The 22297-nt window shown below is 57.6% G+C and carries 26 protein-coding genes; 10 read left to right on the top strand and 16 right to left on the bottom strand.

The features are described 5' to 3' along the window. Window positions 1-15: 15 nt before the first annotated feature. Complete coding sequence (ispG, locus tag NHF56_RS17990; protein ID WP_252807127.1) at window positions 16-1263, bottom strand: flavodoxin-dependent (E)-4-hydroxy-3-methylbut-2-enyl-diphosphate synthase; 1248 nt, start codon at window positions 1261-1263, stop codon at window positions 16-18. Between the two features lie 81 nt (window positions 1264-1344). After that, a complete protein-coding gene (locus NHF56_RS17985) occupies window positions 1345-1932 on the bottom strand; it encodes a TetR/AcrR family transcriptional regulator (protein WP_252807126.1) in 588 nt (195 codons plus the stop codon). Between the two features lie 76 nt (window positions 1933-2008). Between NHF56_RS17985 and NHF56_RS17980 the strand changes: the two genes are divergently transcribed. Together NHF56_RS17980 and NHF56_RS17975 are read left to right on the top strand one after the other, a co-directional pair. Beyond that, the gene (locus tag NHF56_RS17980) at window positions 2009-2467 is read left to right on the top strand and encodes a (2Fe-2S)-binding protein (protein ID WP_252807124.1); all 459 of its coding nucleotides are present in this window, start codon (window positions 2009-2011) and stop codon (window positions 2465-2467) included. 3 nt (window positions 2468-2470) lie between these two features. Further along, window positions 2471-4750: a molybdopterin cofactor-binding domain-containing protein gene (locus tag NHF56_RS17975; RefSeq protein WP_252807122.1), complete on the top strand. Its 2280-nt coding sequence runs from the start codon at window positions 2471-2473 to the stop codon at window positions 4748-4750. A 6-nt stretch (window positions 4751-4756) separates the two neighbouring features. On the opposite strand, the gene NHF56_RS17970 is transcribed toward NHF56_RS17975, so the two are convergent. Beyond that, window positions 4757-5722 (bottom strand): NAD-dependent epimerase/dehydratase family protein, encoded by a 966-nt coding sequence (locus NHF56_RS17970; RefSeq protein ID WP_252807119.1) that lies wholly within the window; start codon window positions 5720-5722, stop codon window positions 4757-4759. A 94-nt stretch (window positions 5723-5816) separates the two neighbouring features. Between NHF56_RS17970 and NHF56_RS17965 the strand changes: the two genes are divergently transcribed. Next, on the top strand, window positions 5817-6713 hold the full coding sequence (locus NHF56_RS17965) for a LysR family transcriptional regulator (protein WP_252807117.1): 897 nt from the start codon (window positions 5817-5819) through the stop codon (window positions 6711-6713). Here the strand turns inward: NHF56_RS17965 and NHF56_RS17960 are convergent. From NHF56_RS17960 to NHF56_RS17950, 3 genes are all read right to left on the bottom strand, one after another. Then, a complete protein-coding gene (locus NHF56_RS17960; RefSeq protein WP_252807115.1) occupies window positions 6707-7897 on the bottom strand; it encodes an MFS transporter in 1191 nt (396 codons plus the stop codon). The two genes, NHF56_RS17965 and NHF56_RS17960, sit on opposite strands and share 7 nt — an antisense overlap. A 1-nt stretch (window position 7898) precedes the next feature. After that, on the bottom strand, window positions 7899-8702 hold the full coding sequence (locus NHF56_RS17955; protein ID WP_252807113.1) for a DeoR/GlpR family DNA-binding transcription regulator: 804 nt from the start codon (window positions 8700-8702) through the stop codon (window positions 7899-7901). 69 nt (window positions 8703-8771) lie between these two features. Continuing rightward, window positions 8772-9290, bottom strand: a complete 519-nt coding sequence (locus tag NHF56_RS17950) for a L,D-transpeptidase (protein ID WP_252807112.1) — start codon at window positions 9288-9290, stop codon at window positions 8772-8774. A gap of 163 nt (window positions 9291-9453) precedes the next feature. On the opposite strand from NHF56_RS17950, the gene NHF56_RS17945 reads away from it, so the two are divergent. The 3 genes from NHF56_RS17945 to NHF56_RS17935 all read left to right on the top strand — a co-directional run bounded on the left by NHF56_RS17945 (window position 9454) and on the right by NHF56_RS17935 (window position 11289). Next, on the top strand, window positions 9454-10137 hold the full coding sequence (locus NHF56_RS17945; protein WP_252807110.1) for a response regulator transcription factor: 684 nt from the start codon (window positions 9454-9456) through the stop codon (window positions 10135-10137). Between the two features lie 28 nt (window positions 10138-10165). Next, a complete protein-coding gene (locus NHF56_RS17940; RefSeq protein WP_252807108.1) occupies window positions 10166-10606 on the top strand; it encodes a cyclic nucleotide-binding domain-containing protein in 441 nt (146 codons plus the stop codon). Window positions 10607-10695: 89 nt separating this feature from the next. After that, a complete protein-coding gene (locus NHF56_RS17935) occupies window positions 10696-11289 on the top strand; it encodes a hypothetical protein (protein WP_252807105.1) in 594 nt (197 codons plus the stop codon). Between the two features lie 10 nt (window positions 11290-11299). Here NHF56_RS17935 and NHF56_RS17930 read toward each other — a convergent pair whose 3' ends face one another. Continuing rightward, complete coding sequence (locus NHF56_RS17930; RefSeq protein ID WP_252807103.1) at window positions 11300-11977, bottom strand: dienelactone hydrolase family protein; 678 nt, start codon at window positions 11975-11977, stop codon at window positions 11300-11302. 114 nt (window positions 11978-12091) lie between these two features. On the opposite strand from NHF56_RS17930, the gene NHF56_RS17925 reads away from it, so the two are divergent. Beyond that, a complete protein-coding gene (locus NHF56_RS17925; protein ID WP_252807101.1) occupies window positions 12092-12922 on the top strand; it encodes an aldo/keto reductase in 831 nt (276 codons plus the stop codon). Window positions 12923-12974: 52 nt separating this feature from the next. Here the strand turns inward: NHF56_RS17925 and NHF56_RS17920 are convergent, their stop codons facing one another. The 4 genes from NHF56_RS17920 to NHF56_RS17910 all read right to left on the bottom strand — a co-directional run bounded on the left by NHF56_RS17920 (window position 12975) and on the right by NHF56_RS17910 (window position 16265). Continuing rightward, window positions 12975-13508 carry a histidine phosphatase family protein gene (locus NHF56_RS17920; protein WP_252807098.1) on the bottom strand — a complete coding sequence of 178 codons (534 nt, stop codon included), beginning with the start codon at window positions 13506-13508 and terminating at the stop codon, window positions 12975-12977. A gap of 93 nt (window positions 13509-13601) precedes the next feature. After that, complete coding sequence (gene leuC, locus NHF56_RS17915) at window positions 13602-15011, bottom strand: 3-isopropylmalate dehydratase large subunit (RefSeq protein ID WP_252807096.1); 1410 nt, start codon at window positions 15009-15011, stop codon at window positions 13602-13604. 63 nt (window positions 15012-15074) lie between these two features. Beyond that, window positions 15075-15197: a hypothetical protein gene (locus NHF56_RS20900; RefSeq protein ID WP_256995428.1), complete on the bottom strand. Its 123-nt coding sequence runs from the start codon at window positions 15195-15197 to the stop codon at window positions 15075-15077. A gap of 75 nt (window positions 15198-15272) precedes the next feature. Next, a complete protein-coding gene (locus tag NHF56_RS17910) occupies window positions 15273-16265 on the bottom strand; it encodes a glycosyl transferase family 90 (RefSeq protein WP_252807094.1) in 993 nt (330 codons plus the stop codon). Window positions 16266-16656: 391 nt separating this feature from the next. On the opposite strand from NHF56_RS17910, the gene NHF56_RS17905 reads away from it, so the two are divergent. Beyond that, window positions 16657-17595, top strand: a complete 939-nt coding sequence (locus NHF56_RS17905) for a LysR substrate-binding domain-containing protein (RefSeq protein ID WP_252807092.1) — start codon at window positions 16657-16659, stop codon at window positions 17593-17595. Between the two features lie 77 nt (window positions 17596-17672). On the opposite strand, the gene NHF56_RS17900 is transcribed toward NHF56_RS17905, so the two are convergent. From NHF56_RS17900 to rplS, 3 genes are all read right to left on the bottom strand, one after another. Next, on the bottom strand, window positions 17673-18488 hold the full coding sequence (locus NHF56_RS17900) for an amino acid ABC transporter permease (RefSeq protein ID WP_252807090.1): 816 nt from the start codon (window positions 18486-18488) through the stop codon (window positions 17673-17675). Window positions 18489-18512: 24 nt separating this feature from the next. Beyond that, the gene (locus tag NHF56_RS17895) at window positions 18513-19310 is read right to left on the bottom strand and encodes a transporter substrate-binding domain-containing protein (RefSeq protein WP_252807088.1); all 798 of its coding nucleotides are present in this window, start codon (window positions 19308-19310) and stop codon (window positions 18513-18515) included. A 147-nt stretch (window positions 19311-19457) separates the two neighbouring features. Then, window positions 19458-19991 carry a 50S ribosomal protein L19 gene (gene rplS / locus NHF56_RS17890; protein ID WP_252807086.1) on the bottom strand — a complete coding sequence of 178 codons (534 nt, stop codon included), beginning with the start codon at window positions 19989-19991 and terminating at the stop codon, window positions 19458-19460. On the opposite strand from rplS, the gene NHF56_RS17885 reads away from it, so the two are divergent. Both NHF56_RS17885 and NHF56_RS17880 read left to right on the top strand, forming a co-directional pair. After that, the gene (locus NHF56_RS17885) at window positions 19981-20262 is read left to right on the top strand and encodes a hypothetical protein (RefSeq protein ID WP_252807084.1); all 282 of its coding nucleotides are present in this window, start codon (window positions 19981-19983) and stop codon (window positions 20260-20262) included. The genes rplS and NHF56_RS17885 overlap by 11 nt on opposite strands. 2 nt (window positions 20263-20264) lie before the next feature. Further along, a complete protein-coding gene (locus NHF56_RS17880) occupies window positions 20265-21011 on the top strand; it encodes a sulfite exporter TauE/SafE family protein (RefSeq protein WP_252807082.1) in 747 nt (248 codons plus the stop codon). On the opposite strand, the gene trmD is transcribed toward NHF56_RS17880, so the two are convergent. Then, on the bottom strand, window positions 20993-21679 hold the full coding sequence (gene trmD, locus NHF56_RS17875) for a tRNA (guanosine(37)-N1)-methyltransferase TrmD (protein ID WP_252807080.1): 687 nt from the start codon (window positions 21677-21679) through the stop codon (window positions 20993-20995). The genes NHF56_RS17880 and trmD overlap by 19 nt on opposite strands. Beyond that, window positions 21676-22239, bottom strand: a complete 564-nt coding sequence (gene rimM, locus NHF56_RS17870; protein WP_252807078.1) for a ribosome maturation factor RimM — start codon at window positions 22237-22239, stop codon at window positions 21676-21678. The genes trmD and rimM overlap by 4 nt, the downstream gene beginning before the upstream one ends. Between the last annotated feature and the right edge of the window lie 58 nt (window positions 22240-22297).

Genomic DNA, 22297 nt, shown 5'->3' with positions numbered 1-22297 from the left:
ATTGATCAATCAGTACTATTCAGCGGCTTCAGTCTTCCGCCCGAAACGGGCCTCAATGTAATCCTTCACCATGGCCTCGAAGTCCTCGGCAATCTTCGGTCCGCGCAGCGTTTTGGCCTTCTGGCCGTCGATAAAGACAGGCGCTGCCGGGCTTTCACCGGTGCCGGGCAGGGAAATGCCGATATCGGCATGTTTGGATTCGCCAGGTCCATTGACGATGCAGCCCATGACCGCAACGTTCAGCGCCTCAACGCCTGGATATTTTTCCCGCCAGACCGGCATGTTCTTGCGCAGGTCGCTTTCGATCTTCTGCGCCAGTTCCTGGAAAACGGTGGAGGTTGTGCGCCCGCAGCCGGGACATGCGGCAACAACCGGCAGGAACTGCCGGAAACCCATGACCTGCAGAAGCTCCTGGGCAACCACCACCTCACGCGTGCGATCACCGTTCGGCTCCGGCGTCAGGGAAACGCGGATCGTGTCACCAATGCCCTGTTGCAGCACATAGCCCATGGCGGCGGACGACGCGACGATGCCTTTCGACCCCATACCCGCTTCGGTGAGGCCAAGGTGCAAGGCGTGATCTGAGCGCGCGGCCAACATGGAATAGCAGGCGATGAGGTCCTGCACCTGAGAAACCTTAGCCGACAAAATAATGCGGTTGCGCGCCAGCCCGATTTCCTCGGCAAGCTCGGCGGAAAGAAGCGCTGACTGGACAATAGCTTCACGTGTGACCTGGCGGGCTGTCAGCGGAGAACCGTTGTTCTGGTTCTCATCCATCAGCCGGGTCAAAAGCTCCTGGTCAAGCGAACCCCAGTTCACCCCGATGCGAACCGGTTTGTCATACCGGATCGCCATTTCGACGATCTCGGCAAACTGTTTGTCCTTCTTGTCCTTGAAGCCGACATTGCCGGGATTGATGCGATATTTCGCAAGCGCCTCGGCACAGGCCGGATGATCGGCCAGAAGCTTGTGGCCGATATAGTGAAAATCGCCGACCAGCGGCACATCGAGCCCAAGGCGCTCAAGGCGCTCACGGATTTTCGGCACCGCAGCAGCACTTTCATCGCGGTCCACAGTGATGCGAACGATTTCGGAGCCGGCGCGGGAAAGGGCCGCGACCTGCGCGACGGTTGCGTCAACATCTGCCGTGTCGGTGTTGGTCATGGATTGCACGACGACAGGTGCACCACCCCCGACGATGACGCCGCCGACATCAACGGCAACGCTGGCACGGCGTGGTTGGGGATCATAAGAAGCAGTCATTGCGGTCTCCGGGAGACATTGCTTGTTTACATGTCAGGTGGATCAAGCACGGGCTTTTGTCAACAGCGTGACAGTGGCACCCTATCTCAGAAGCGGCCGCAAAATAAGGTCCAGAAGCGCATGGATGCGCCCTTCGATATCACCATCTTCGCCCATGCGAAGCTTGATACCCTCCGCGCCATCCACGATGACCGCGGCAATGTCTTCGGGTTTCATCCGGGCGTCGTCCAGCGCGATTTTTCCATTCTCGGCAGCGCGCTTGAGAGTGGCCGCTGTCGTGGCTTCCAGCGCACCCATCCAGGCTTCGAAGAGGTCAGCAGCAAGCTCGGATTTCATGTCGAAAATTTCCTGGCCATGCGCCGTTTGCGCCAGCAGGCGGAACGGGTTGATAATTCCAGCCTCCAGAATCGCATAGACACTTTCCTGAGGCGCGGCTTCGCTGGCAATGATTTCCTCCAGCCGCTCTTTCAGCGTCTCCAGCATGTCGGTGACGCAGGCGCGGTAAATGTCCTTCTTGTTCTTGTAGACAAGATAAAGCGCTGGGCGCGACATGCCCGCCGCCTTTGCGATGTCATCCATCGTCGTGCGCTTAAATCCATAATCCAGAAATGTTCGTATTGCCGCACTGAGAACAGCGGCGCGCTTCGTTTCGGCGCTTGAATCCAACATGATTGACACTCTGACATTTTTTGTTATTTTGTCAAGACAAATCGCTTTTTGCTGATACAAGCTTGGAGGGGCTCTCATGAAATTGCAAGTGAACGGCGCATTTCACGACGTGGATGTCGAACCGGACATGCCACTATTGTGGGTTCTGCGTGACGAATTGAATATCAAGGGTCCGAAATTCGGCTGTGGTGCCGGTCTTTGTGGCGCCTGCACGGTGATCATCGATGGACAGGCGGTTCGCTCCTGCCAGACCTTTGCAAGCGATGTGACCACCGACGTGCGCACCATCGACGGCCTGGCCAAGGGCGATACCCTGCATGCGGTTCAGCAGGCCTGGCTCGATGAGCAGGTGGCGCAATGCGGCTATTGTCAGGCCGGGCAGATCATGAATGCGGTTGCCCTTCTTGAGAACAATCCGAACCCCACCGATGCCGATATCGATGATGCCATGAGCGGCAATCTCTGTCGCTGCGGCACCTATCCGCGCATTCGCGCTGCCATCAAGCGGGCGGCCGCAACGAAAGTGGAGGCGTAGACGATGGGACGTTTGGCAACCATTACCCGGCGAACCTTTCTGGTCGGAGCCGCTGTCGTCGCCGGTGGCGCAGCCTTTGGCTATTACAAATATCAGCAACCCTACGCCAACCCGTTGGAGGGCGATCTTGCCGAGGGCGAAAGCACCTTCAACCCCTATGTGAAAATCGGTACCGACGACACAATCACCGTGATCGCCCCGCGTGCAGAAATGGGCCAGGGCGTTTACACCACGCTCGCCGCACTGGTGGCCGAAGAGCTGGATGTGACGCTGGACCAGATCACGATTGAGCACGGCCCCTCATCACCAGCCTATTTCAACGAAGCAGGCTTTCGAGACGGAGCGCCCTTCGCGGCATTTGATCGGGGCTTCGTTGCCGATGCTGTTCGCTCGACGCTGGGTGTGGCCTCGAAATTTCTGGCCATTCAAATGACCGGCGGCTCATCATCGACCATCGACGCCTATGACAAAATGCGCCATGCCGGTGCTGTCGCCCGCGAAATGCTGAAGGCGGCGGCAGCCGAAAAGCTTGGGGTGCCTGCTGCATCACTGAAAACCGAGGCAGGCCAGATCACCGACCCGGCGTCCGGCAAGGTTCTCACCTATGGCGAAGTGGCACTTGATGCAGCCCGGCGCGACCCTCCGTCCGATGTGACCCTGCGCGATCGCTCGAAATGGAAAATTCTGGGCCGCTCTCAGCCACGCAGGGATATGCCCGCCAAGGTCACCGGCGCGCCGGTTTTCGGCATCGACGTCGATTTGCCGGACATGCTCTATGCGACGGTTCGCATGAACCCGCAGCCCGGTGGCGGCATGACGCGCTTTGATGACAGCCAGGCCAAATCCATGCGGGGCGTGAAGAAGGTGATCGCCATCGACAGCCCCTATGGAAAAGGGATTGCGGTGATTGCGGACAATACCTGGCGGGCCTTTCAGGCAGCACAGGCTGTGGAGATCGAATGGGCCGATGGGCCGGGACCGCGTTCTTCCGACGACGTGAGCACGCTTCTGGACGAGACGCTTGCGACGGATGATTTCTTTTCGTTGCGCACGATTGGCGATCCCGATGTGGCTTTTGCCGATGCGCCCCGCGAGAAAATCGTTGAGGCCGTCTATGACGCACCCTTCCTGTCACATGCCCCGCTGGAGCCGATGAACGCAACCGCGCGGGTGAAAGACGGCGTTCTCGACATCTGGGCGCCAAATCAGGTGCCGACGGTGATGAAAATGGTTGGCGGCCGCATTACAGGCTTCGAAGACGCTCAGATCAACGTTCACACCACCTTCCTGGGTGGCGGGTTTGGCCGCCGGCTGGAGCCTGACTTTTCCGACTACGCCGTGCGCATCGCCATGGAAACCGATGGCCGCCCGGTCAAAGTGACCTGGACCCGCGAAGAAGATGTCTCGCATGGACCGTATCGCCCCATTGCCCGCGGTCGCTATCGCGCTGTGATGGACGACAATGGCCTGCCGAAGGCACTTGTTGGATCGGTTGCCTCCCCATCCGTCATAGCGGGCATGGTGAGCCGCATCATGCCCGGCATAACACCTGCCGGGCCCGATAATACGCTGGTTCACGGCGCTTTCGACCAGCCTTACGGCATTCCGAACTACCGCATCGACGGTTACAAGCTGCCGCTGAAGGGTATCGAGGTTGCCTCCTGGCGCTCAGTCGGCAATTCCTACAACGGCTTCATGCATGAAAGCTTCATCGATGAGCTGGCCCATGCGGGCGGCAAGGATCCGCTTTCCTTCCGGCGGGAACTGATGAAGGATTATCCCGCCGCACTTGCCGTGCTCGACAAGCTGGAAGAGATCTCAGGATGGAACACGCCGCTGCCTGAGGGCAAGGCACGCGGCATGGCTTTCACCCTCTCCTTCGGCACGTGGGTGGGCGAAGTGGTACAGGTGGCCGATGTCGATGGCAGCGTGCGCATCGAAAAGGTCTGGTGCGTGGCCGATCCAGGCCAGGTGATCGACCCGAAGAACTTCGAAGCCCAGATGATGTCTGGCATCATCTTCGGCCTCTCTGCCGGGATCAACCAGAAGATCACATTTGCCGATGGCGCAGTGGAACAATCCAACTTCCATGACTTCGATGCCATGCGCATGTCTCAGTGCCCGCAAATCGATGTGGCGATCCTGGAAAACTCGGACCATATGAGCGGAGCGGGCGAACCGGGCCTGCCCCCGGTCATGCCGGCACTGGCCAATGCGATCTTTGCCCTGAACGGCAAGCGGGTTCGCCGCATGCCGCTCAATGAAGAGATAGACTTTGTTTGATTTGGCTTACGCTGCAAGCCTGCTCCTGGCCTGAACCCTGTCCCAGAGGTTCAGGTCGTAGAGCGCCTGGCGGATTGCCTCTTGCGGCGGTGTCACCTTGATGCCGCCGAGAAATGCCTCAAGCTTGGAACCGTCCAGCGAATGGGGCGTGAACCACAGATAATTCATCTTCACCACCTCCCGCAAAAGTGGATAGAAAAGGCCGATCAGCCTGAACATGCCCCATGGCACACCACCACGCTTCAGCGGAGTGCAGGTGATGGCATCCAGAGCGCGGCCAAAATCTTCGCCGCTCAAAGTGTGGCCTTGAAAGCAAAACGCCGAGAAAACAGGTAGTTCTTCACTACGCTCGCCAACGCTTACGAAAACTTTCGCCAGATCGGGCAAATAGGCGAAGGCGTGCGGGATGGACATCTTACCCGGCCACGCAAAGCGCCCCTTGCGCAGGTCTTTGGCGATCATGAGATCAAGCCAGGTCCCGGGCTTGTCGCCGCCATAAAAATCGCCTGCGCGGACGATGACGGTCTTGACGCCAAAATCGTCCGCATAGCGCCTGAACAGGTTTTCCATGTTTTCACGAATGACAGCCTTTTCGGTGGTGAGCCGATGAGGTGTCTCCTCATTGGCATTCACCGGAATTTCCTTGCCGTAATTATAGACATTGCCGATGAAAAGGTGGGCGGCCTTGTTTGCCCTCACCGCCTCGATCACGTTTTGCGCCATGGGCATGCAAACCGCATCCCACTTGTCATAGGGCGGGTTGATGCCGTTGAAGACGACATCGGCGCCCTGTGTTGCGGCAACCACATCCTGTGCCTTCATCACATCGGCGGCGCGAAACTCGACATCGCCGCTCAATCCTTCACATTTTCCGTTTCGCGTGACCGCAATCACCGAATGGCCGGCGACCAGAAATGCCTTGGCAACTTCGTATGATAAACGCCCATTGGCGCCCAAAACTGCAACTTTCATCGAACTGTCTCCTGTTTGTATTTGAGACCAGTTTGAACCAAAGATATTTTTTATTAAATCGACAAATATTGAGATTTTATATACAAAAATGAATATGGAAAATCTTGATTGGAATCTGATTCGCTCTTTTCTGGCCGTCGCCGAAACCGGCAGTCTGCTCGCAGGTGCGGCCAAGCTCAATATCAGCCAACCCACCATTGGCCGCCATATTGATGAGCTGGAAGCTACGCTGTCGCTGACATTGTTTGCGCGCGGGCGTTCCGGTGCGCAAATTACCGAAGCCGGGCTTTCGCTTCTGGATGAGGCGAAAACGATGGCGGCTGAAGCCGACCGGTTTCTTGTCAAGGCAGCCGGACGCTCCGCCGAGGCGACGGGCGCTGTTCGTATTACCGCCAGCGACGTGGTGGCCACCTATGTCCTGCCACCAGTGCTCGTGGCGCTGAAGGATGCAGAACCAGGGATCGACGTGGAGCTTGTTCCCACCAACACAGTCGCCAACCTGCTGTCACGCGATGCCGATATCGCCGTGCGCATGGTGCGGCCGGTGCAGAATGATGTGATTGCGGTGAAGGTCAATGATTTGGTCATGGGGACCTATGCGCACCGCAATTATCTCTCCCGTTTCGGGACACCCCGCCATGCGGAAGCGCTTTATGACGGATCACATCGGCTGATCGGTTTTGACCGCGATCCTCTCATTCTCAACGCCATGGCTGAGCGCGGCTTTCGCGGCGACCGTTCCATGTTTACGTTCCGCACCGATGATCAGGTGGCCTATTGGGAACTGATCCGCGCCGGCGCGGGCATCGGCTTCGGCTCACGCTGGATCGCCCGCCAGATGACCGGGATCGTGCGCATCCTGCCCGATCTTGAGCTTCCCACGCTCCCCATGTGGCTGGCCTCGCATCAGGAACTTCGCCATTCCCTGAAAATTCGCCGGGCAATGGATTTCCTGCGCGCGGCATTATCCGACATGCTTCTGGATCAGTGAACGCCATCCTTGACGCTGTCGGCGTGGCGGGCGAGGCCGGAAAGCACCAGCACGCCAACGAGGAAGACCGGCAACGTCACGTAGACGGTCGAAAAGCTCGTGTGTTCCGCCACGAAGCCAATGACCGATGGTGCAAAGAGAATGCCCGAATAGCCGAGGAACGAGGTGATGGACAGCGCCACGCCTTGCGAAAATCCCGGCAGGTTGCCAGCGGCCGAAAAGGCAATCGGAACCATGTTGGAAATGCCGATCCCGGTGATGGCAAAACCGACAAGGGCAATCCACTGACTTGGCGCAAGCCCGGCGAGGACAAGCCCGATCATGGCCGTGACCGTGCAGAAACGGAACGTGCGGACCGCGCCGAAGCGATCACGGATAAAATCGCCGGCAAAGCGCATGATCGCCATGGTGAAGGAAAACATGCCGAATGCCAGACTGGAAACGGCAAGTGACGCACCGAGTTCGGTGTTGAGATAGAGACCGCTCCAATCGAGAACGGCACCTTCCGGAACCATGGAAAAGAGCGCCATCAGACCCAGCATCCACGGCAGTGGGCTGAGCGGCAAGCGGAAACGTCCGCCCTTTTCTGTCTCCGTCTTGTGCGGTTTGTCCTGGAGAATGCCCGTCAGCGCGACAATGAAAAGAAGGATGGTCGCTGCCGTGATCAGCCAGGCATGCAGGTCGGGACCCAGATTGGCGATCAGCCAGCCACCGCTCGATGCACCGATAAAGGTGCCGACGCTCCAGAAGGCGTGGCAGGACGACATGATGGAGCGCCGCATGAATTTTTCGGTCTCCACCGCATTGGCATTCATGCAGATATCCATCGCGCCGCTGAGGCCGCCGAAGAGAACGAGTGCGACAGCAGCGAGCCAGATATTCGGCGCATAGTTTACCAGCAACAGAAGCGGCAGGAGAAGCACTGTGCTGATCTTCGTTGCACGCGCAGAGCCGATGCGGGCGATCTGTGCGCCCGCCACCGGCATGAGGACCAGCGAGCCGATGCCAAAGAAAAAGATCATGACGCCCATCGTTCCAGGCGTCAGGCTCAACCGCTCTGCGAAGACGGGGATCTTCGAAGCCCAGGTTCCAATCAACAGACCGTTCATGAGGAACAATGTCGAAATGGCGATCCGCTCCCGGGTGACGATAGCGGGCCGGGTGATGTTGTCTGCAATGTCCATTTCAGATGCTTTCCTGGGCGCTGGCGGGGCGGTTGGCGACGACGAGATCAATGCCCAGCGCGGATATATCCCGCCGTGCGGGTTCCGGTGAATCAAATTCAAGGATCAGCCGCCCGCAGGCCTGGCTGGGAAGAATGTTGTAATTTGCTGCCGTTTCCAGCTTGTCGTTGGTAAGTGCTGCCATGGTGACGCGGCTGCGCATCGCCATGGCGCGCTTGACTTCGCTTTCCTCCAGCGTATGCGCGCTCAAGCCGTTGATGACATCGAAGCCGCAGGTGCCGAGAATGGCAAGATCGGCATTCAAAGCCTCGATCTCCCGCACGGTCCTGGCCCCCACCGCAGCACCGATCTGCTTGTCCACCTGTCCACCGAGAACGACAATCTGGCAGGCATCGTGATCCAGCAAAGCCGCCGCAATGGAGGGCGCGTTGGTGAGAACCGTCAAAGCCATATCGCCAGGAATGGCCTGCGCGATGGCGAGATTCGTGGTGCCGGCATCGATGAAAACATGCATGCCAGGCTGCAGGAAATCGATGGTCGCAGCGGCAAGCGCAACTTTACGCTCCGGCATGATGGATTGCCGGCCAAGGAAGTTGGCTTCCTTCGGCGCGGGCGGCAAAGCGCCGCCATAAACGCGCTGGCAAAGACCGAGGCTTGCCATGTCGCGCAAATCCCGCCGGATCGTGTCGACCGACACATTCAGGCTCTCCGCCAGATCGGCGGCAATCACCCGCCCTTCCCTTTGCAGGCATTTGTGAATGTAGGTCTGACGCTCTTGTGTGAGCAGGTCCATTTCCATCATCATCTCAAATCATGCATAAACACGTTGAAACGTGCATAAACAGGATTCAATCGTTTCGCAAGCGGAGATTTCTTAACGGGTATCTACCCTTGTGGCCGCGCCAACGGCTTTCAGAAGCCTGTGCATGTCACGCCTGGAAATGGCGATGCAGCCTTCGGTCGGCTTGTAGCCGGGTCTGGCGACATGAAGGAAAATGGCTGAACCGCCGCCGCGTCTACGCGCGCGGATATTCCAGTCCAGCACGATGCAGATATCGTATAGACCATCCTCGCGCATCATGGTTTCGTGCGAGGCCTTGAACGGTGCGCGCACGAACCGGTTATAGGCCGGGTGGGTGGACGCATCGCACCAAAGATCGCCGGTTCCGAGCGGGTGCATGTCAAGTAGGGTGACCGGCTTCGGGCCGCGATCGCGTCGCCAGTAGCCATAAAGAAGCGCCATGGAACCAACAGGGGTTTTGCCGTCCCCTTCTCGCTTGCGCGTTGCAATGCCCGACCGGCCAAGCGCTGCGCGAATGCGCAACGGTCCGATCTGCAAAATAGCCTGACTGCGGCTGTTGGGTGCCGTTTTAACCACGATGGACTGGATCATTTATCTTCACGCTCTTGTGCATTGCCTGTGAATGGCATGAAAAACTACATCCCAATGCGATGCATGCGTTTTGCCTTTACAGGCAAATGACATTAATACCAATGTTGCGATTGGCGAGCCAATGCCTGGCAGCGAGGCGCAAGGAACAAGAGGTGTTGTTGATATGACGGCCCGCACAATACTGCTCGTGGATGACGATAACGATCTGCGCGAGACGCTCGTCGAGCAATTCAATCTCTACGACGAATTCAGTGTATTGGAAGAATCCACCGCCTCCAAGGGCATTCAGACAGCCAAGAGCCAGCAGATCGACATGCTGATCATGGACGTTGGCCTGCCGGACATGGATGGCCGCGAAGCCGTGAAGCTTCTGCGCAAGGGTGGCTTCAAGGCACCGATCATCATGCTCACCGGGCACGACACCGACTCCGACACGATCCTTGGCCTGGAAGCCGGCGCCAACGACTATGTGACAAAACCGTTCCGCTTTGCCGTTCTGCTGGCCCGCATGCGTGCACAATTGCGCCAGCACGAGCAGAGCGAAGACGCCACCTTCACGGTGGGACCTTATACATTCCGCCCGGCGCAGAAATTGCTGACCACCCAATCCGGCCAGAAAATCCGCCTGACGGAAAAGGAGGCGGCCATTATACGTTTCCTCTATCGCGCCGACCAGAAGGTTGTCACACGCGACGTCTTGCTTGAAGAGGTCTGGGGGTATAATTCCGGCGTCACCACGCATACATTGGAAACGCATGTCTACCGTCTCCGCCAGAAGATCGAGCGGGACCCGTCCAACGCCGAGATCCTGGTTACCGAAAACGGTGGCTACAAGATCGTTCCTTAATACCAATGACCGATGATCAGGAGCGCGCATGGCGCTGAAAGACGACATAGCCGTTCTCTCCCGCGTTCCAGTCTTTTCCGGAATGAACGAGGAGCAGATACGCCTTTTGGCCTTCGGCGCGGAAAAGCGTCATATCGCCGAGGGACAGACCCTGTTCCGCGAGGGCGAGCCTGCCGATTGCGCCTATCTGATTTTGAGCGGACATCTGGTGCTGAAGGCTGCAAACGGTGCCGAGCAGGACGTTCAACCCGGCGCGCTGCTCTCCGAAATCGCGATGGTTTCACCCATAGAACGCAAGTTTTCCGCCTTCGCGGCGCAAGACAGCCAGGTGATGCGCATCACGCGCGAACTTTTTGTACGTTTGCTGGAAGAGTTTCCCGAAGCCGCAGCGATTGTGGAAGCGCGGATCCGTGACAATCTGACCTCGCTTCTCGGCGGCATTGCGGCGCAAAAACACCGCTTCTCCTGAACCAAAGATAAACCATTGGTAAACAAATTCCCGCTAATTTGAGATAAACGGCTTGTTTTGCCGTCTCCATAAAGCACGGGAATTTTGTTATGCGTATCGTGTTCTCTCTGACAGCGGCAGCTTTGGCTGCTCCGATGATTCTATCCACGCCGGCATCGGCCGAGGAACTGTTCCTGACGCCAAGCGTCGGCACTGAAGGGGCCGCTCTTTCCGGCGGCTACAAATCCGACAATGGGTGGGGCCTGACCACCAAGGTCAGCGCTTTTGCCTGGAACAAAAACGGCACCGTCAACGGCTATCCAACCACCGGCAACATGCGCTTCCTGAATATAGGCGCGACGTTCGACGTTTACCCCGCAGGCGGCAATTTCCGCGTCTCGGCCGGCGCACGCATTTCCGGCAACAAGATCACCGGCACACAAACCCAAGGTGCGGTCACCTCCAGCTATACGCTGAAGCAAAACAGCGTTCAGCCCTATCTCGGTGCCGGCTATTCCTACTATATTGCAGGAAACATGGCGCTGGATTTCGAAGCGGGCGCCTACTATGCGGGCACCACCAAGGTAACGAGCAACGGCAATGTTACCGTAAATGGGGCAACGGCAACCGCCACCTCCACCGGCACCTCGAACCAAAACGTGCTTTACCCGGTGGCGCAGCTCGGTCTTCGTATGCGCTTCTGAAGCGTGAGCCTCAGCTTTGTGACGCTGTGTCGATAAGCTCCATCGTGCGCTGCCATGCAAGTTTGGCGGATTCCGGCTCGTAAGAAGCGCGCGCATCACAATTGAAACCATGGCCTGCCGGATAGATGTAGATCGGCAGGTCGGGGCGCTTGGCGCGCACCTCTTCGACTTTTTCCAGAGGAATCGACTGGTCCGTTTCGCCATAGTGCAGGATCGTCGGGCAAAGAGGCTTCGTGTCGGCATATACGCCAATGCGCCCGCCATAATAGCAGGATGCGGCAACAAGATCGGAATTGATGGTCGCCATCAGGTAGGAAAGCGAGCCGCCCAGGCAAAAGCCGATGGTGGAAACCTTGCCAAAAGGCTTCAGCGCCTCAATGGCCGCTGTCATATCGGATTCGGCGGCGGCAAAATCGAATGTCTCCATCATTGCCCGGCCCGCAGCGACATCTTCAGCCTCATAGCCATGTTCATAGCCCGGCTGCAACCGGTCGAAAAGGCTCGGCGCGCCTGCGACATAGCCGAGCGCGGCAAGGCGGTCGCATACGGAACGGATGTGATCGTTGACACCGAAAATTTCCTGTAACACCATGACTGCACCCTTCGGCGCACCATCCGGTTTTGCCAGATACATCTTCGTCGTAAAGCCATCTTTTGCCGTTATATCGATCCATTCGGTGCGCAACATATTTCTCCTCCAAGCGGCTTAGGGTCAGGACGTCGAACAATAAAGACGCGTCTGCGTTGATCTTTCAAGGCACCCATTCAACGTAAAAAAATGTATAGAAGAGGATACAGCATTATGACTGAACAGGCTTTTCTGGAATTTCACGACGGAAACCGTATCCCGCAGCTGGGGCTTGGCGTTTTCAAGACAGGTGACGATATTGCCGCCCCCACCATACGCAAGGCAATCGAAACCGGCTACCGCCATATCGATACGGCTGCCATGTATGACAATGAAAAAGGCGTCGGCGAGGGCGTGCGCACCTGTGGGCTGCCGCGCGAAGAGATCTTCGTCACCACCAAACTCTGGAATGACAACCAGGGCCGCGACAAGACCCTGAAAGCCTTCGATGAAAGCTTCAAACGGCTCGGCCTCGATTACATCGATCTCTACCTTATTCACTGGCCCGCTCCCAATCGCGGGCTTTACGTGGAAACCTGGAAAACCTTGATCGAGCTGAAGGCCGAGGGCCGGGTGCGTTCCATTGGCGTTTCCAATTTCTGCCCGGAGCACCTGGAAAAGATTATTGACGAGACAGGCGTGAAGCCGGTGATCAACCAGGTGGAACTGCATCCGCTGTTTCAACAGAAGAAGCTGAGGGAAACCCACGCCAAGCACGGCATCCTGACGGAATGCTGGAGCCCGCTTGGGCGCGGCGAACTGCTGGACAACCCGGCAATCATGGGCGTGGCAAAGAAGCACGACCGCACCGCAGCCCAGGTTATTATTCGCTGGCACCTGCAAAACGGTCTGGTGGTGATACCGAAGTCCTCCAATCCGGAAAGGATTGAAGAGAATTTCAACGTGTTCGACTTCATCCTCGACGACAGCGACATGCGCGCTATCGGAGGGCTTGATAGCGCACTCGGGCGTATCGGTCCTGATCCGATGACAGCGACCTTCTGACGAGAAAAATGCCGGCGTGGCGTGTCCGACATCACATGTCACGCTTTGGTTTTCACGAATCCTGACTCATCTTTTTCAAGATTTTCGGCGTGATGAAACGTGTGAGCGTTGCGCCATCGGCGCTCAAATCCGCCCAGCGCTCCGTTTCCACGGTCAAAACTGCGAGCGCCGCCGTCGGAAACTTCCGCTTGAGCTGCTCTTCAGCCTCAGATGGCGTGGGTCGCATGATCTGCAGCGCGAGAATTTCAAGACCGGGATTGTGGCCGACGAGCATCAGCTTTTCGACATGCTCGCCGGTCTCATGGACCAGCCGCAGCAGGTCTTCGGCATGCGCCTCGTAAAGACGCGCCTCATCCCGCCGCTCAACGCCAGACATGGCCGGCTCCACCAATGCCCAAGTTTCCTGTGTGCGCCTGGCGGTGGAAACCAGAGCGAGGTCGGGCACCAGACCCTCCGCGCGCATATATGCCGCCATCAGGGGGGCCGCCTTGACGCCCCGCTCTGCCAAAGGCCGCTCATGATCGGCCACGCCATCCGGCCAGGCGGATTTGGCATGACGGAAGAGGAAAAGTTGCTTCGTATTCATGAAAGAACCTCCGCGTTTTTGACGAGCTTGCCCGTGACAACAAAAATGGCCGCCCAATGGACGGCCATCAACACCGATTACAGGTCGGCTTAATTATTTCCACGTCCGTATGTCAACGAAATGACCGGCAACGGCGGCAGCAGCAGCCATGGCGGGCGATACGAGGTGCGTACGGCCCTTGAAACCCTGACGGCCTTCGAAGTTGCGGTTTGATGTGGAGGCACAACGCTCGCCGGGCTTCAGGCGGTCGTCATTCATGGCCAGACACATGGAGCAGCCCGGCTCACGCCATTCGAAACCGGCTGCGATGAAGATCTTGTCCAGACCCTCGGCTTCTGCCTGTTCCTTCACGAGACCGGAGCCTGGAACGATCATGGCCGAAACCGTATCGGCAACCTTGCGGCCTTCGACAACGGCAGCGGCTGCACGCAAGTCTTCAATGCGGCCATTGGTGCAGGAGCCGATGAACACGCGGTCGATGGCGATATCGGTGATCTTGGTTCCCGGCTTCAGGCCCATATAGTCGAGCGCACGCCACTTGGAGGTCTTCTTGTTCTCGTCCTTGATCTCGTCAGGATTGGGAACGACGCCTTCAACGGAGACGACGTCTTCCGGCGAAGAACCCCAGGACACGATCGGCGGCAGGTTGGCGGCATCCAGCACCACAACCTTGTCGTAATGCGCGCCTTCGTCGGTCTTCAGCGTCTTCCAGTAGGCAAGCGCCTTTTCAAGGTCTTCGCCCTTCGGTGCGCGCGGCTTGTTCTTGATATATTCGAAGGTCTTTTCGTCAGGCGCGATCAGACCAGCGCGCGCGCCGCCCTCAATCGTCATGTTGCAGACGGTCATGCGGCCTTCCATGGAAAGCGCTTCAATGGCTTCGCCGGCAAATTCGATCACGTGGCCAGTACCGCCAGCGGTACCGATTTCGCCGATGATGGCGAGAACGATATCCTTGGCCGTCACACCCTCGGGAAGCTTGCCATCAACACGCACCAGCATGTTCTTGGCCTTCTTCTGGATCAGCGTCTGGGTGGCCAGAACGTGTTCCACCTCAGATGTACCGATACCATGCGCCAACGCACCGAATGCACCATGGGTGGAGGTGTGGCTGTCGCCGCAGACGATTGTCATGCCCGGCAGGGTAAAGCCCTGTTCGGGGCCAACAATGTGCACGATGCCCTGGCGTTTGTCGTTTTCGGAGTAATATTCGACATTGAAGTCGGCAGCATTCTTGGCGAGCGCTTCGACCTGAATGCGGCTTTCTTCGTTCTTGATGCCGGTGTGACGGTCAGGTGTGGTCGGCACGTTGTGGTCGACAACGGCCAGCGTCTTTTCCGGTGCACGCAGCTTGCGGTTTGCCATGCGCAGGCCTTCGAAAGCCTGCGGGCTCGTCACTTCGTGCACGAGGTGACGGTCGATGTAGAGAAGACAGGTGCCGTCTTCGGCCTGATCAACCAGGTGATCATCCCAGATCTTGTCATAAAGGGTGCGGGGTGCGCTCATGATAGTCGTCCATTGTTCGGAAAGTCTTGAATAGTGGGTTTGGTCGCCGCTTGGGCAATCCGATCAGGCCGCGCGGGTGTTGAGCGCGCCGGAAATTGCCGCAAAAAAGCGCGCGGGCAGACGCTTCCTGTCCTGCAGGACAAAAGCGCGCTCGATAGGGCAGCCGGTTTTCGCAACAATCCTCATGATGGCTGGCTCATATCAATTTTTGCACAAGCGGGCAATTGAATTCGCTTGCACGATTTTTCGACCGGATCGGACTTAAGCGCCCCCGAAGAAGGCGTCGGAAAAGGCAGAAGGCGAAACCTGGCCCGTCGCCTCGAAATATTTCTGCAGCACGAGCAATGAAACGCGCCGCTCGGTCTCGGGGTCGAGAAAGCCTCTGATATAGGCATTCGCGTTTTGGATGATCTCTTGCGCCAGCACCGGGTTGCTTTCCAGCATGTCGATCTTTTCTTCCAGGTCGGAAAAATCGTCGCGCAGCAGAACAAAATGATGGTCGGGGATCAATTGGCCTTCGGCATACCAGGTCTCGAAACGCGGTTTTGGCGCCAGGCAGATGCTGTTCGATGCCATCGCCCATTTCAGGTTGGTTGCCACATCAACACCCTCGACGGAGAGAATGTAGCGATAATCGAATTGCGCAAGCTGCGGCACTTTCGGCTTTGCGCCCGGCCCGTGTTTTTCGACCGAGCCGGAATGACCGACATCGGCAAAGGGGCTATCGAAATGCGCATCCAGCAGCGCCCGGCGCATGGGATTGTTCATATGTCCGCGCCAGACCGCAACCGGCTTTTTCTGGTCCCAGCTCCTGGTGTCGCGATAGAGCGTGTAGTGGCGAAACTTGTCGAGGTTCATCACCACGGAATTGGCATTGTCGCCCGCAATGGGCCTGCTCTTCAGCAGGCTCGGGCGGTGCGGGATTTCCGTGATATCGCCAAAAAGATAGTCGACATTCAAATCTGCCGGGAAGTACCGCAGATATTCCGACAGATCGAGATAATAGCGGCTTCGCGAACGATCTACCTTGTCGAGCGGGGTTTCAGGCTTGGACCTGTGCCCATCGCGGGTGAGCTTGTTGTAATAGTTCACGCGCGCCATCAGCGCGTCGAGTTCGCTGTCCTTCAACGTCGCAAACAGCTTTTCGCGTGCCTTGATGAAAGGCTTGCGCGGCAAAGCGCCCAGCACCGCGCCGCGTCCATAATAGCCAAAGCGGCTCAGGGTCCGTTCAAGATCGTTTGAATAAGGCTTCATGGCGCGGTCAATAGCAGAAGCCGGTTCGAATAAAAAGCGCCAACGGCAGGAAGAGCCTCGCTCAGAGAAGCGGCCAGCCGCGCTTGAGGCTGTCGCGATAATGCTGTTCTTTGGCCTCTGAATATTTCGGGGTTCGTTGGCGATCCAATCCAAGGTCATCTTCTGATGCGGCAGCGGGCAAATCTGCCTTGCCGGCGATGTCAATCGGGCGATGGAATCGCAACCGCAGCGGTGACCTGAGCATCAAGAAGATCGATGCCAACGTATTTTTGGAAAAAGCAAAATTATTCGACACGAGCCGATCCTCAAGCAGTTATCGCTTGTGTTTTGAGGAGAATTCGTGCGTTCTGCCAACGAAAATACCGGCTGCATCCATAAAGAGAACTTATCCATGAAGCTCTCAAAGCAATTTCCGCTCAATGCCATGCGCGTCTTCGAGGCTGTTGCGCGTCACGGCAGCTTCACGCGTGCAGCCGATGAGCTTGGCATGACGCAAACCGCGGTGAGCTATCAGATCAAGCTTCTGGAAGAGAACCTTGGCGAACAGCTTTTCCTGCGCCAGCCGCGACAGATCGTGAAAACCGATGTTGCCGAGCGCATGCTGCCGGATGTGGTCAAGGCGTTCGAACTGTTGAATGGAGCCGTTTCGTCTGCTCGCCAGGCATCCAGCGAGGTGCTGGAGGTTCATGCCGTGCCGACCTTCGTGTCGCACTGGCTTGCCGGCAAGCTTGGCGATTTTCAACTGAAAAATCCATCGATTGCGGTGCGCATGAAACGGATATGGGACATCACGAATTTTGAGCGCGACACCGCAGACGTGATGATCTGGCGCGATTATCACCCGCCGCCAAACCTGATGTGCCACAAACTGGGCGCCTTTTACTGTACACCCATGCTCAGCCCGTCCTTTGCGAAAAAAGCAGGGACGATTTCGAAGCCCGAGGACCTTTTGGGCTTGCCGCTGATCGGCGCGGGCCAGGACGACCCGTGCTGGTCAAACTGGTTTTCGGCAGCAGGCATTCCCGCAGAGCGCCAGCCGACCGAATGGCGCTACAGATATGTCGAGCAGGACCTTTGCGCCAATACCGCAATGGCGAGCCTGGGCGTCGCCATGCTGGATCGCATCTATTTTACCGAAGAGCTGGCTGCGGGCCGGCTGATTGCGCCTTTCGACCTTTACACCAATGATAATTCCAAACTCTGGCTTGCCTACCCGCACGGTCGCCGGAATGTGGCGAAGATCAAGGCCTTCCGTGACTGGGTAACCAGAGCGCTGGCAGAAGACATTGCCTTGACCACCCCTGCAAACGCAACAGTCCACTCCGTGTGAGTCTTAGGGTTACTCTCACCTTTCTGTGGACCAATATAACCTGCGTCTTTCGGTGGCCGTTTTGGAAGACCCTACATTCAACGCTGCTTCTCACGCAGCCGTTTCTCCAATTGACGGATCAGCAGCGACAGGCTGATCGTCAGGATAAGGTATATATAGGCGACGATGGAGTAGGTCTCGAAAAAGCGAAACGAGCCCGAGGCGTAGACCTTGCCCATCTGGGTGATATCGGCAACGCCGAGCACGGAGACGAGCGAGGAATCCTTCACCATCGCCACAAAATCATTGCCGAGCGGCGGCAGGATCACCTTGACAGCCTGCGGAAAGACAATGAAGCGGAACCGCTGAAAACGCGACAAGCCAAGGGAATCAGCCGCTTCCAGCTGCCCCTTGTCGACGGCCATGATGCCAGCGCGGAAGACCTCGCCGATAAAGGCCGAATAGCCGATCATGAGCGCCAGAATGGCCCGCCAGAGAAGCGAAATATCACGCACCAGCATCGGCTCCATGATGCCGGCGGCAATGAGCGGTGCGCAGAGGAAGTTGATCATCGCCACAAGGGCCGGCGCACCGACAAAGGCGATATAGAAAAGCAGAACCAGGATCGGCACGCCGCGGATGACTTCGGTGTAGAAACGCGCCACCTGGCGAAGCCATTTCGCCTCCGAAAGGCCCATGAGCGCAATGGCAAGCCCAAGCGCCGTTGCCAATGTAAAGCCAGTCAGCGTGACGCCGATGGTGATGCCGATGCCGCGGAAGACGGTCTGGAACACCTGGGAATAGATGTCGTTTGCGGCGACGACGATCGCGATGACCACCGCAATGGCCACGAGAACGGCCAGCCACCAGGGAAAGCCGTCCTCGTTCTTGTTGTTCTGGGTTTTGGCGTTCATGTGGCGTGAACGTCTCAACTTGCCCTATTCGCCCATCTTGTAGTCGAGGAACCATTTCTTGTTCAGCGCGTCCATGGTGCCGTCTTCCTTCATGGAGGCAATGGCTGCGTTGACCGGTGCCACGAGATCAGACCCTTTGGGGAAGATGAAACCAAAATCTTCCGAACCGAGCGGTCCCCCAACCAGTTTCAGGCCGCCGTCTGATGAATCGACATAACCCTTGCCTGCCGTTCCATCCGTCAGCACCGCGTCGACATCTCCGGCTTTCAAGGCCTGCACAGTCGCGCCGAAGGTTTCGAAAAGCTTGATGCGCGGATTGGCCTCGTCGCCGTCCAGCACCTCATAAACGGCGGTGTAAAACGGCGTCGTGCCGGGTTGCGCGCCAAAAAGCAGGTCCGGGTTTTCGGCAAAACTCTTGGCACCGTCAAAGCGGGTTTCATCGCCACGCACCAGCATGAACTGTTCAGAGCGCATATAGGGATCTGAGAAATCGACCTTTTCCTTGCGGTCGTCGCGAATGGTAATGCCGGTCATGCCCATATCATATTGATGGTCTGAGACGGACTGGATCATCGCATCCCAACTGGTGTTGAGATATTCCACTTTGAAATTGAGCCGCTTGGCGATTTCGTCGACCGCATCATATTCCCAGCCGATCTGCTTTCCTGTCTTGGGATCGATGAATTGCAGCGGCGGATAAGCGTTCTCCGTGACCACGACCACCGTCTTGCCCCCGAGGTCAGGCAGTTCGGCAGCAATAGCGGGCATGGTGAAAAGCGAAAGCGCGGCAAGACCGCCCAGGACGGTGCGTCTGGTAAACATTTGGAATGACTCCTGAATTTGTGGCGTGGGCAGAGTGTCACAGATGATGCGAAATTGACAAGGCTTGGCGGCTTCGCCCACAAAAAGAAGGCATAAAAAAACCGCCGGTCAAACGGCGGTTTCTTCATTCAGTATCCGAGGTCGCTCTTATTCAGAAGCGCCTTCGGCCTTTTCTGCAGCTTCAGCGGCAGCCTTTTCAGCGGCTTCTGCTGCTGCCTTCTCGGCGGCCAGAGCCTGTGCTGCTGCTACCTTTTCAGCTTCGATGCGTGCCTTTTCTTCGGCAATCGCCTGACGCTCGGCTTCGTTCAGCTTGCGTGCACGTGTACCTGTGTTTTCAACGATACGGGCAGATTTGCCGCGACGGTCGCGCAGGTAATAAAGCTTCGCACGGCGAACCTTACCACGGCGAACAACGTCAACGCCTTCGACCAGCGGAGAGTAAACCGGGAATACACGCTCAACGCCTTCGCCATAGGAAATCTTGCGAACCGTGAAGCTCTCGTTCAGGCCAGCGCCGGAACGGGCGATGCAAACGCCTTCGTAGGCCTGCACACGGGTACGGTTGCCTTCGACAACGCGTACGTTCACGCGGACGGTGTCGCCCGGCGAAAATTCAGGAAGCTTGCGCTTTTCTTCAATCTTTGCGGCCTGTTCAGCCTCGAGCTGCTTGATGATGCTCATTGTCTTCAACCTTCGTTCTTCTAAAACAGCCAGAGCGCTCGACCTTCATCCTTCGGATTTCCTCCGGATGCGCCTGATCAGCAAGAGCGGGTTCGCCAGTTCTTTATTTGGTAACGGTTGGGGCCATATTGAAAGCTGGCCCATCGGTTCCGCGCGGGTCATTACACGAACCACGGGCTTTTGTCACCCCTTGCCGGCAATTTTTGTGCCGACTTCGTTTGTGGGCTTTCGATTATCGGGGTTTCTGATTAAAAGCAATGTCCGGGGGTGACCATGACAATCATAACTGCACTGCTTCTGTTTCTCGCAGGTCTCGTTTCCGGCATCATCAATGCGATTGCCGGCGGGGGTACTTTTCTCACCTTCGGTGCGATGACGCTGGCCGGCCTGCCGCCGATTTCGGCGAATGCCACCTCCTCCATCGTGCAATTTCCGGGCTACATAACCTCGGCGCTGGCTTATAAGGAGACGGTCAAGCGGGAGTGGAAGGCGCTCGCCATTCTCTCGGTCGTGTCGATTGTCGGCTCGCTCGGCGGCGCGCTGTTTCTTCTGTCGCTGTCCAACCCGTCATTCAAAAGCATGGTCCCCTGGCTTCTGCTGGCAGCAACCGCACTCTTTGCCGCCGGGCCAAAGCTTCGCCCTGCGCAAAGCGTTGAGCATCCGCCCAGCAGCCCGCTCGGCATCGCCATTCAGTTCATCACCTCGATTTATGGCGGCTTTTTTGGCGCAGGCATGGGCATCATGATGCTCGCGTCGCTCAGCCTGGCCACCGGTGGCGACTATCACCGGCTGAATGCGATCAAGAACTTCCTGTCGATCATCATCGCACTCGTTGCGATCTTCGTGTTCACGGCAGGTGGAGCGATTTCCTGGCTGCACGGCATCATCATGCTGCCGGGCGCGGGTCTCGGCGGCTATCTCGGTGTTTATGTCGCCAAACGCGTGCCGCAGACATGGCTTCGCTACGCCGTGATTGCTGTCGGCCTGTTTCTGGCGGGCTATTATTTCTTCAAGGCTTGAATAAGGTCGGGGCGGCGTTCCTGCGTCAGCTTCAGCGCCTCTTCGTGCCGCCACTTCTCGATCTTGGCGTGATTGCCGGAGGTCAACACGTCGGGGATCGTGCGGCCTTCCCATTCGGCAGGACGGGTATAGTGCGGATGTTCCAGAAGGCCGCTCTCGAAGCTTTCATGCACGCCGGACTGGTCATTACCCATGACGCCCGGCAGTACCCGCACAACGGCATCAAGAAGGATCATGGCCGCCGGCTCGCCACCTGAAAGAACATAGTCGCCTATGGAGACCTCTTCGAGATTGCGTCCGTCGATGACCCGCTGGTCCACCCCCTCAAAACGGCCGCAGACAATCACCACGCCCGACCCATCCGCCAGTTCGCGCACACGCGCCTGAGTGAGTGGTTTGCCGCGCGGGCTCATCAGCAGGCGCGGCCTTTCATCGCTTGCTATCGAATCGATTGCCTGGCCCAGAATATCGGGCCGAAGAACCATGCCGGCACCGCCGCCAGAGGGGGTATCATCCACCGAGCGGTGTTTGTCGGTGGCAAAATCGCGAATTTGCACCGTCTCGAGCGACCAGTCGCCGCGCTCCATCGCTTTACCGGAGAGCGACTGACCGAGAAAACCCGGAAACATGTCCGGGTAGAGCGTCAGGATGGTGGCGCGGAAGCTCATTCCTCTTTGCCCTTTGACTGGAAAGGTTCGTCATCATCGCCGCTGTCCACCAGCCCTGCAGCCACCGGATCAACCAGAATACGCCCTGCATCGAGGTCGATCTCCAGAACGGCGGCCTCGGAAAAGGGAATGAGCACAGGCCGTTTGCCCGGCCCCTTCAGCTCCAGGAGATCGCCCGCGCCAAAATCGAATATGGCCGAAACGATACCGTAGCTATTGCCGTCTGCATCGAAGGTTTCCAGCCCTTCAAGATCGGCGTAATAGAACTCGTCATCTTCCAGGAGTTCGTCGGGCAAGTTATCGCGTTCGATATAAAGGTCCGTACCGCGCAGCGCTTCCGCCGCGTTACGATCATTCACGCCCTTGAAACGCACCACCGCCAAGCCCTTGGCCTCGCGGATTTCCAGTACCTCAAACACCCGCCCGTCTTCGCTGTGCAGATTGCCATAGTCGCCCAGCCCTTCCGGATCGGTCGTGAAGGTCTTGGCCCGCACCTCGCCACGCAAACCCTGCGCTGCGCCAATGGTGGCCATGAGGATGGGGTTCTTGAGTTTGGTCATGCATAAAATCCAAAAGAAAAGGGCGGCTTGAGTGAAGCCGCCCAATATCATGCCGTCA

The organism is Rhizobium sp. L1K21 (assembly GCF_024055895.1).
Classification (GTDB): domain Bacteria; phylum Pseudomonadota; class Alphaproteobacteria; order Rhizobiales; family Rhizobiaceae; genus Ensifer_A.
This window is presented reverse-complemented; position numbering and strand designations above follow the sequence as displayed.

Excerpts from the sequence above, each read along its gene's own strand:
- NHF56_RS17970 (WP_252807119.1), bottom strand. The coding sequence starts at position 5,722 with ATGAAAGTTGCAGTTTTGGGCGCCAATGGGCGTTTATCATACGAAGTT.
- NHF56_RS17955 (WP_252807113.1), bottom strand. The coding sequence starts at position 8,702 with ATGATGATGGAAATGGACCTGCTCACACAAGAGCGTCAGACCTACATT.
- NHF56_RS20900 (WP_256995428.1), bottom strand. The coding sequence starts at position 15,197 with ATGAGGATTGTTGCGAAAACCGGCTGCCCTATCGAGCGCGCTTTTGTC.
- NHF56_RS17885 (WP_252807084.1), top strand. The coding sequence starts at position 19,981 with ATGATGCTCATTGTCTTCAACCTTCGTTCTTCTAAAACAGCCAGAGCG.
- NHF56_RS17950 (WP_252807112.1), bottom strand. The coding sequence starts at position 9,290 with ATGATCCAGTCCATCGTGGTTAAAACGGCACCCAACAGCCGCAGTCAG.
- NHF56_RS17900 (WP_252807090.1), bottom strand. The coding sequence starts at position 18,488 with ATGAACGCCAAAACCCAGAACAACAAGAACGAGGACGGCTTTCCCTGG.
- NHF56_RS17975 (WP_252807122.1), top strand. The coding sequence starts at position 2,471 with ATGGGACGTTTGGCAACCATTACCCGGCGAACCTTTCTGGTCGGAGCC.
- NHF56_RS17965 (WP_252807117.1), top strand. The coding sequence starts at position 5,817 with ATGGAAAATCTTGATTGGAATCTGATTCGCTCTTTTCTGGCCGTCGCC.
- NHF56_RS17925 (WP_252807101.1), top strand. The coding sequence starts at position 12,092 with ATGACTGAACAGGCTTTTCTGGAATTTCACGACGGAAACCGTATCCCG.
- leuC (WP_252807096.1), bottom strand. The coding sequence starts at position 15,011 with ATGAGCGCACCCCGCACCCTTTATGACAAGATCTGGGATGATCACCTG.
- NHF56_RS17895 (WP_252807088.1), bottom strand. The coding sequence starts at position 19,310 with ATGTTTACCAGACGCACCGTCCTGGGCGGTCTTGCCGCGCTTTCGCTT.
- rimM (WP_252807078.1), bottom strand. The coding sequence starts at position 22,239 with ATGACCAAACTCAAGAACCCCATCCTCATGGCCACCATTGGCGCAGCG.
- ispG (WP_252807127.1), bottom strand. The coding sequence starts at position 1,263 with ATGACTGCTTCTTATGATCCCCAACCACGCCGTGCCAGCGTTGCCGTT.
- NHF56_RS17935 (WP_252807105.1), top strand. The coding sequence starts at position 10,696 with ATGCGTATCGTGTTCTCTCTGACAGCGGCAGCTTTGGCTGCTCCGATG.
- NHF56_RS17880 (WP_252807082.1), top strand. The coding sequence starts at position 20,265 with ATGACAATCATAACTGCACTGCTTCTGTTTCTCGCAGGTCTCGTTTCC.
- NHF56_RS17985 (WP_252807126.1), bottom strand. The coding sequence starts at position 1,932 with ATGTTGGATTCAAGCGCCGAAACGAAGCGCGCCGCTGTTCTCAGTGCG.
- NHF56_RS17930 (WP_252807103.1), bottom strand. The coding sequence starts at position 11,977 with ATGTTGCGCACCGAATGGATCGATATAACGGCAAAAGATGGCTTTACG.
- trmD (WP_252807080.1), bottom strand. The coding sequence starts at position 21,679 with ATGAGCTTCCGCGCCACCATCCTGACGCTCTACCCGGACATGTTTCCG.
- NHF56_RS17960 (WP_252807115.1), bottom strand. The coding sequence starts at position 7,897 with ATGGACATTGCAGACAACATCACCCGGCCCGCTATCGTCACCCGGGAG.
- NHF56_RS17905 (WP_252807092.1), top strand. The coding sequence starts at position 16,657 with ATGAAGCTCTCAAAGCAATTTCCGCTCAATGCCATGCGCGTCTTCGAG.
- NHF56_RS17920 (WP_252807098.1), bottom strand. The coding sequence starts at position 13,508 with ATGAATACGAAGCAACTTTTCCTCTTCCGTCATGCCAAATCCGCCTGG.
- NHF56_RS17945 (WP_252807110.1), top strand. The coding sequence starts at position 9,454 with ATGACGGCCCGCACAATACTGCTCGTGGATGACGATAACGATCTGCGC.
- NHF56_RS17980 (WP_252807124.1), top strand. The coding sequence starts at position 2,009 with ATGAAATTGCAAGTGAACGGCGCATTTCACGACGTGGATGTCGAACCG.
- NHF56_RS17940 (WP_252807108.1), top strand. The coding sequence starts at position 10,166 with ATGGCGCTGAAAGACGACATAGCCGTTCTCTCCCGCGTTCCAGTCTTT.
- NHF56_RS17910 (WP_252807094.1), bottom strand. The coding sequence starts at position 16,265 with ATGAAGCCTTATTCAAACGATCTTGAACGGACCCTGAGCCGCTTTGGC.
- rplS (WP_252807086.1), bottom strand. The coding sequence starts at position 19,991 with ATGAGCATCATCAAGCAGCTCGAGGCTGAACAGGCCGCAAAGATTGAA.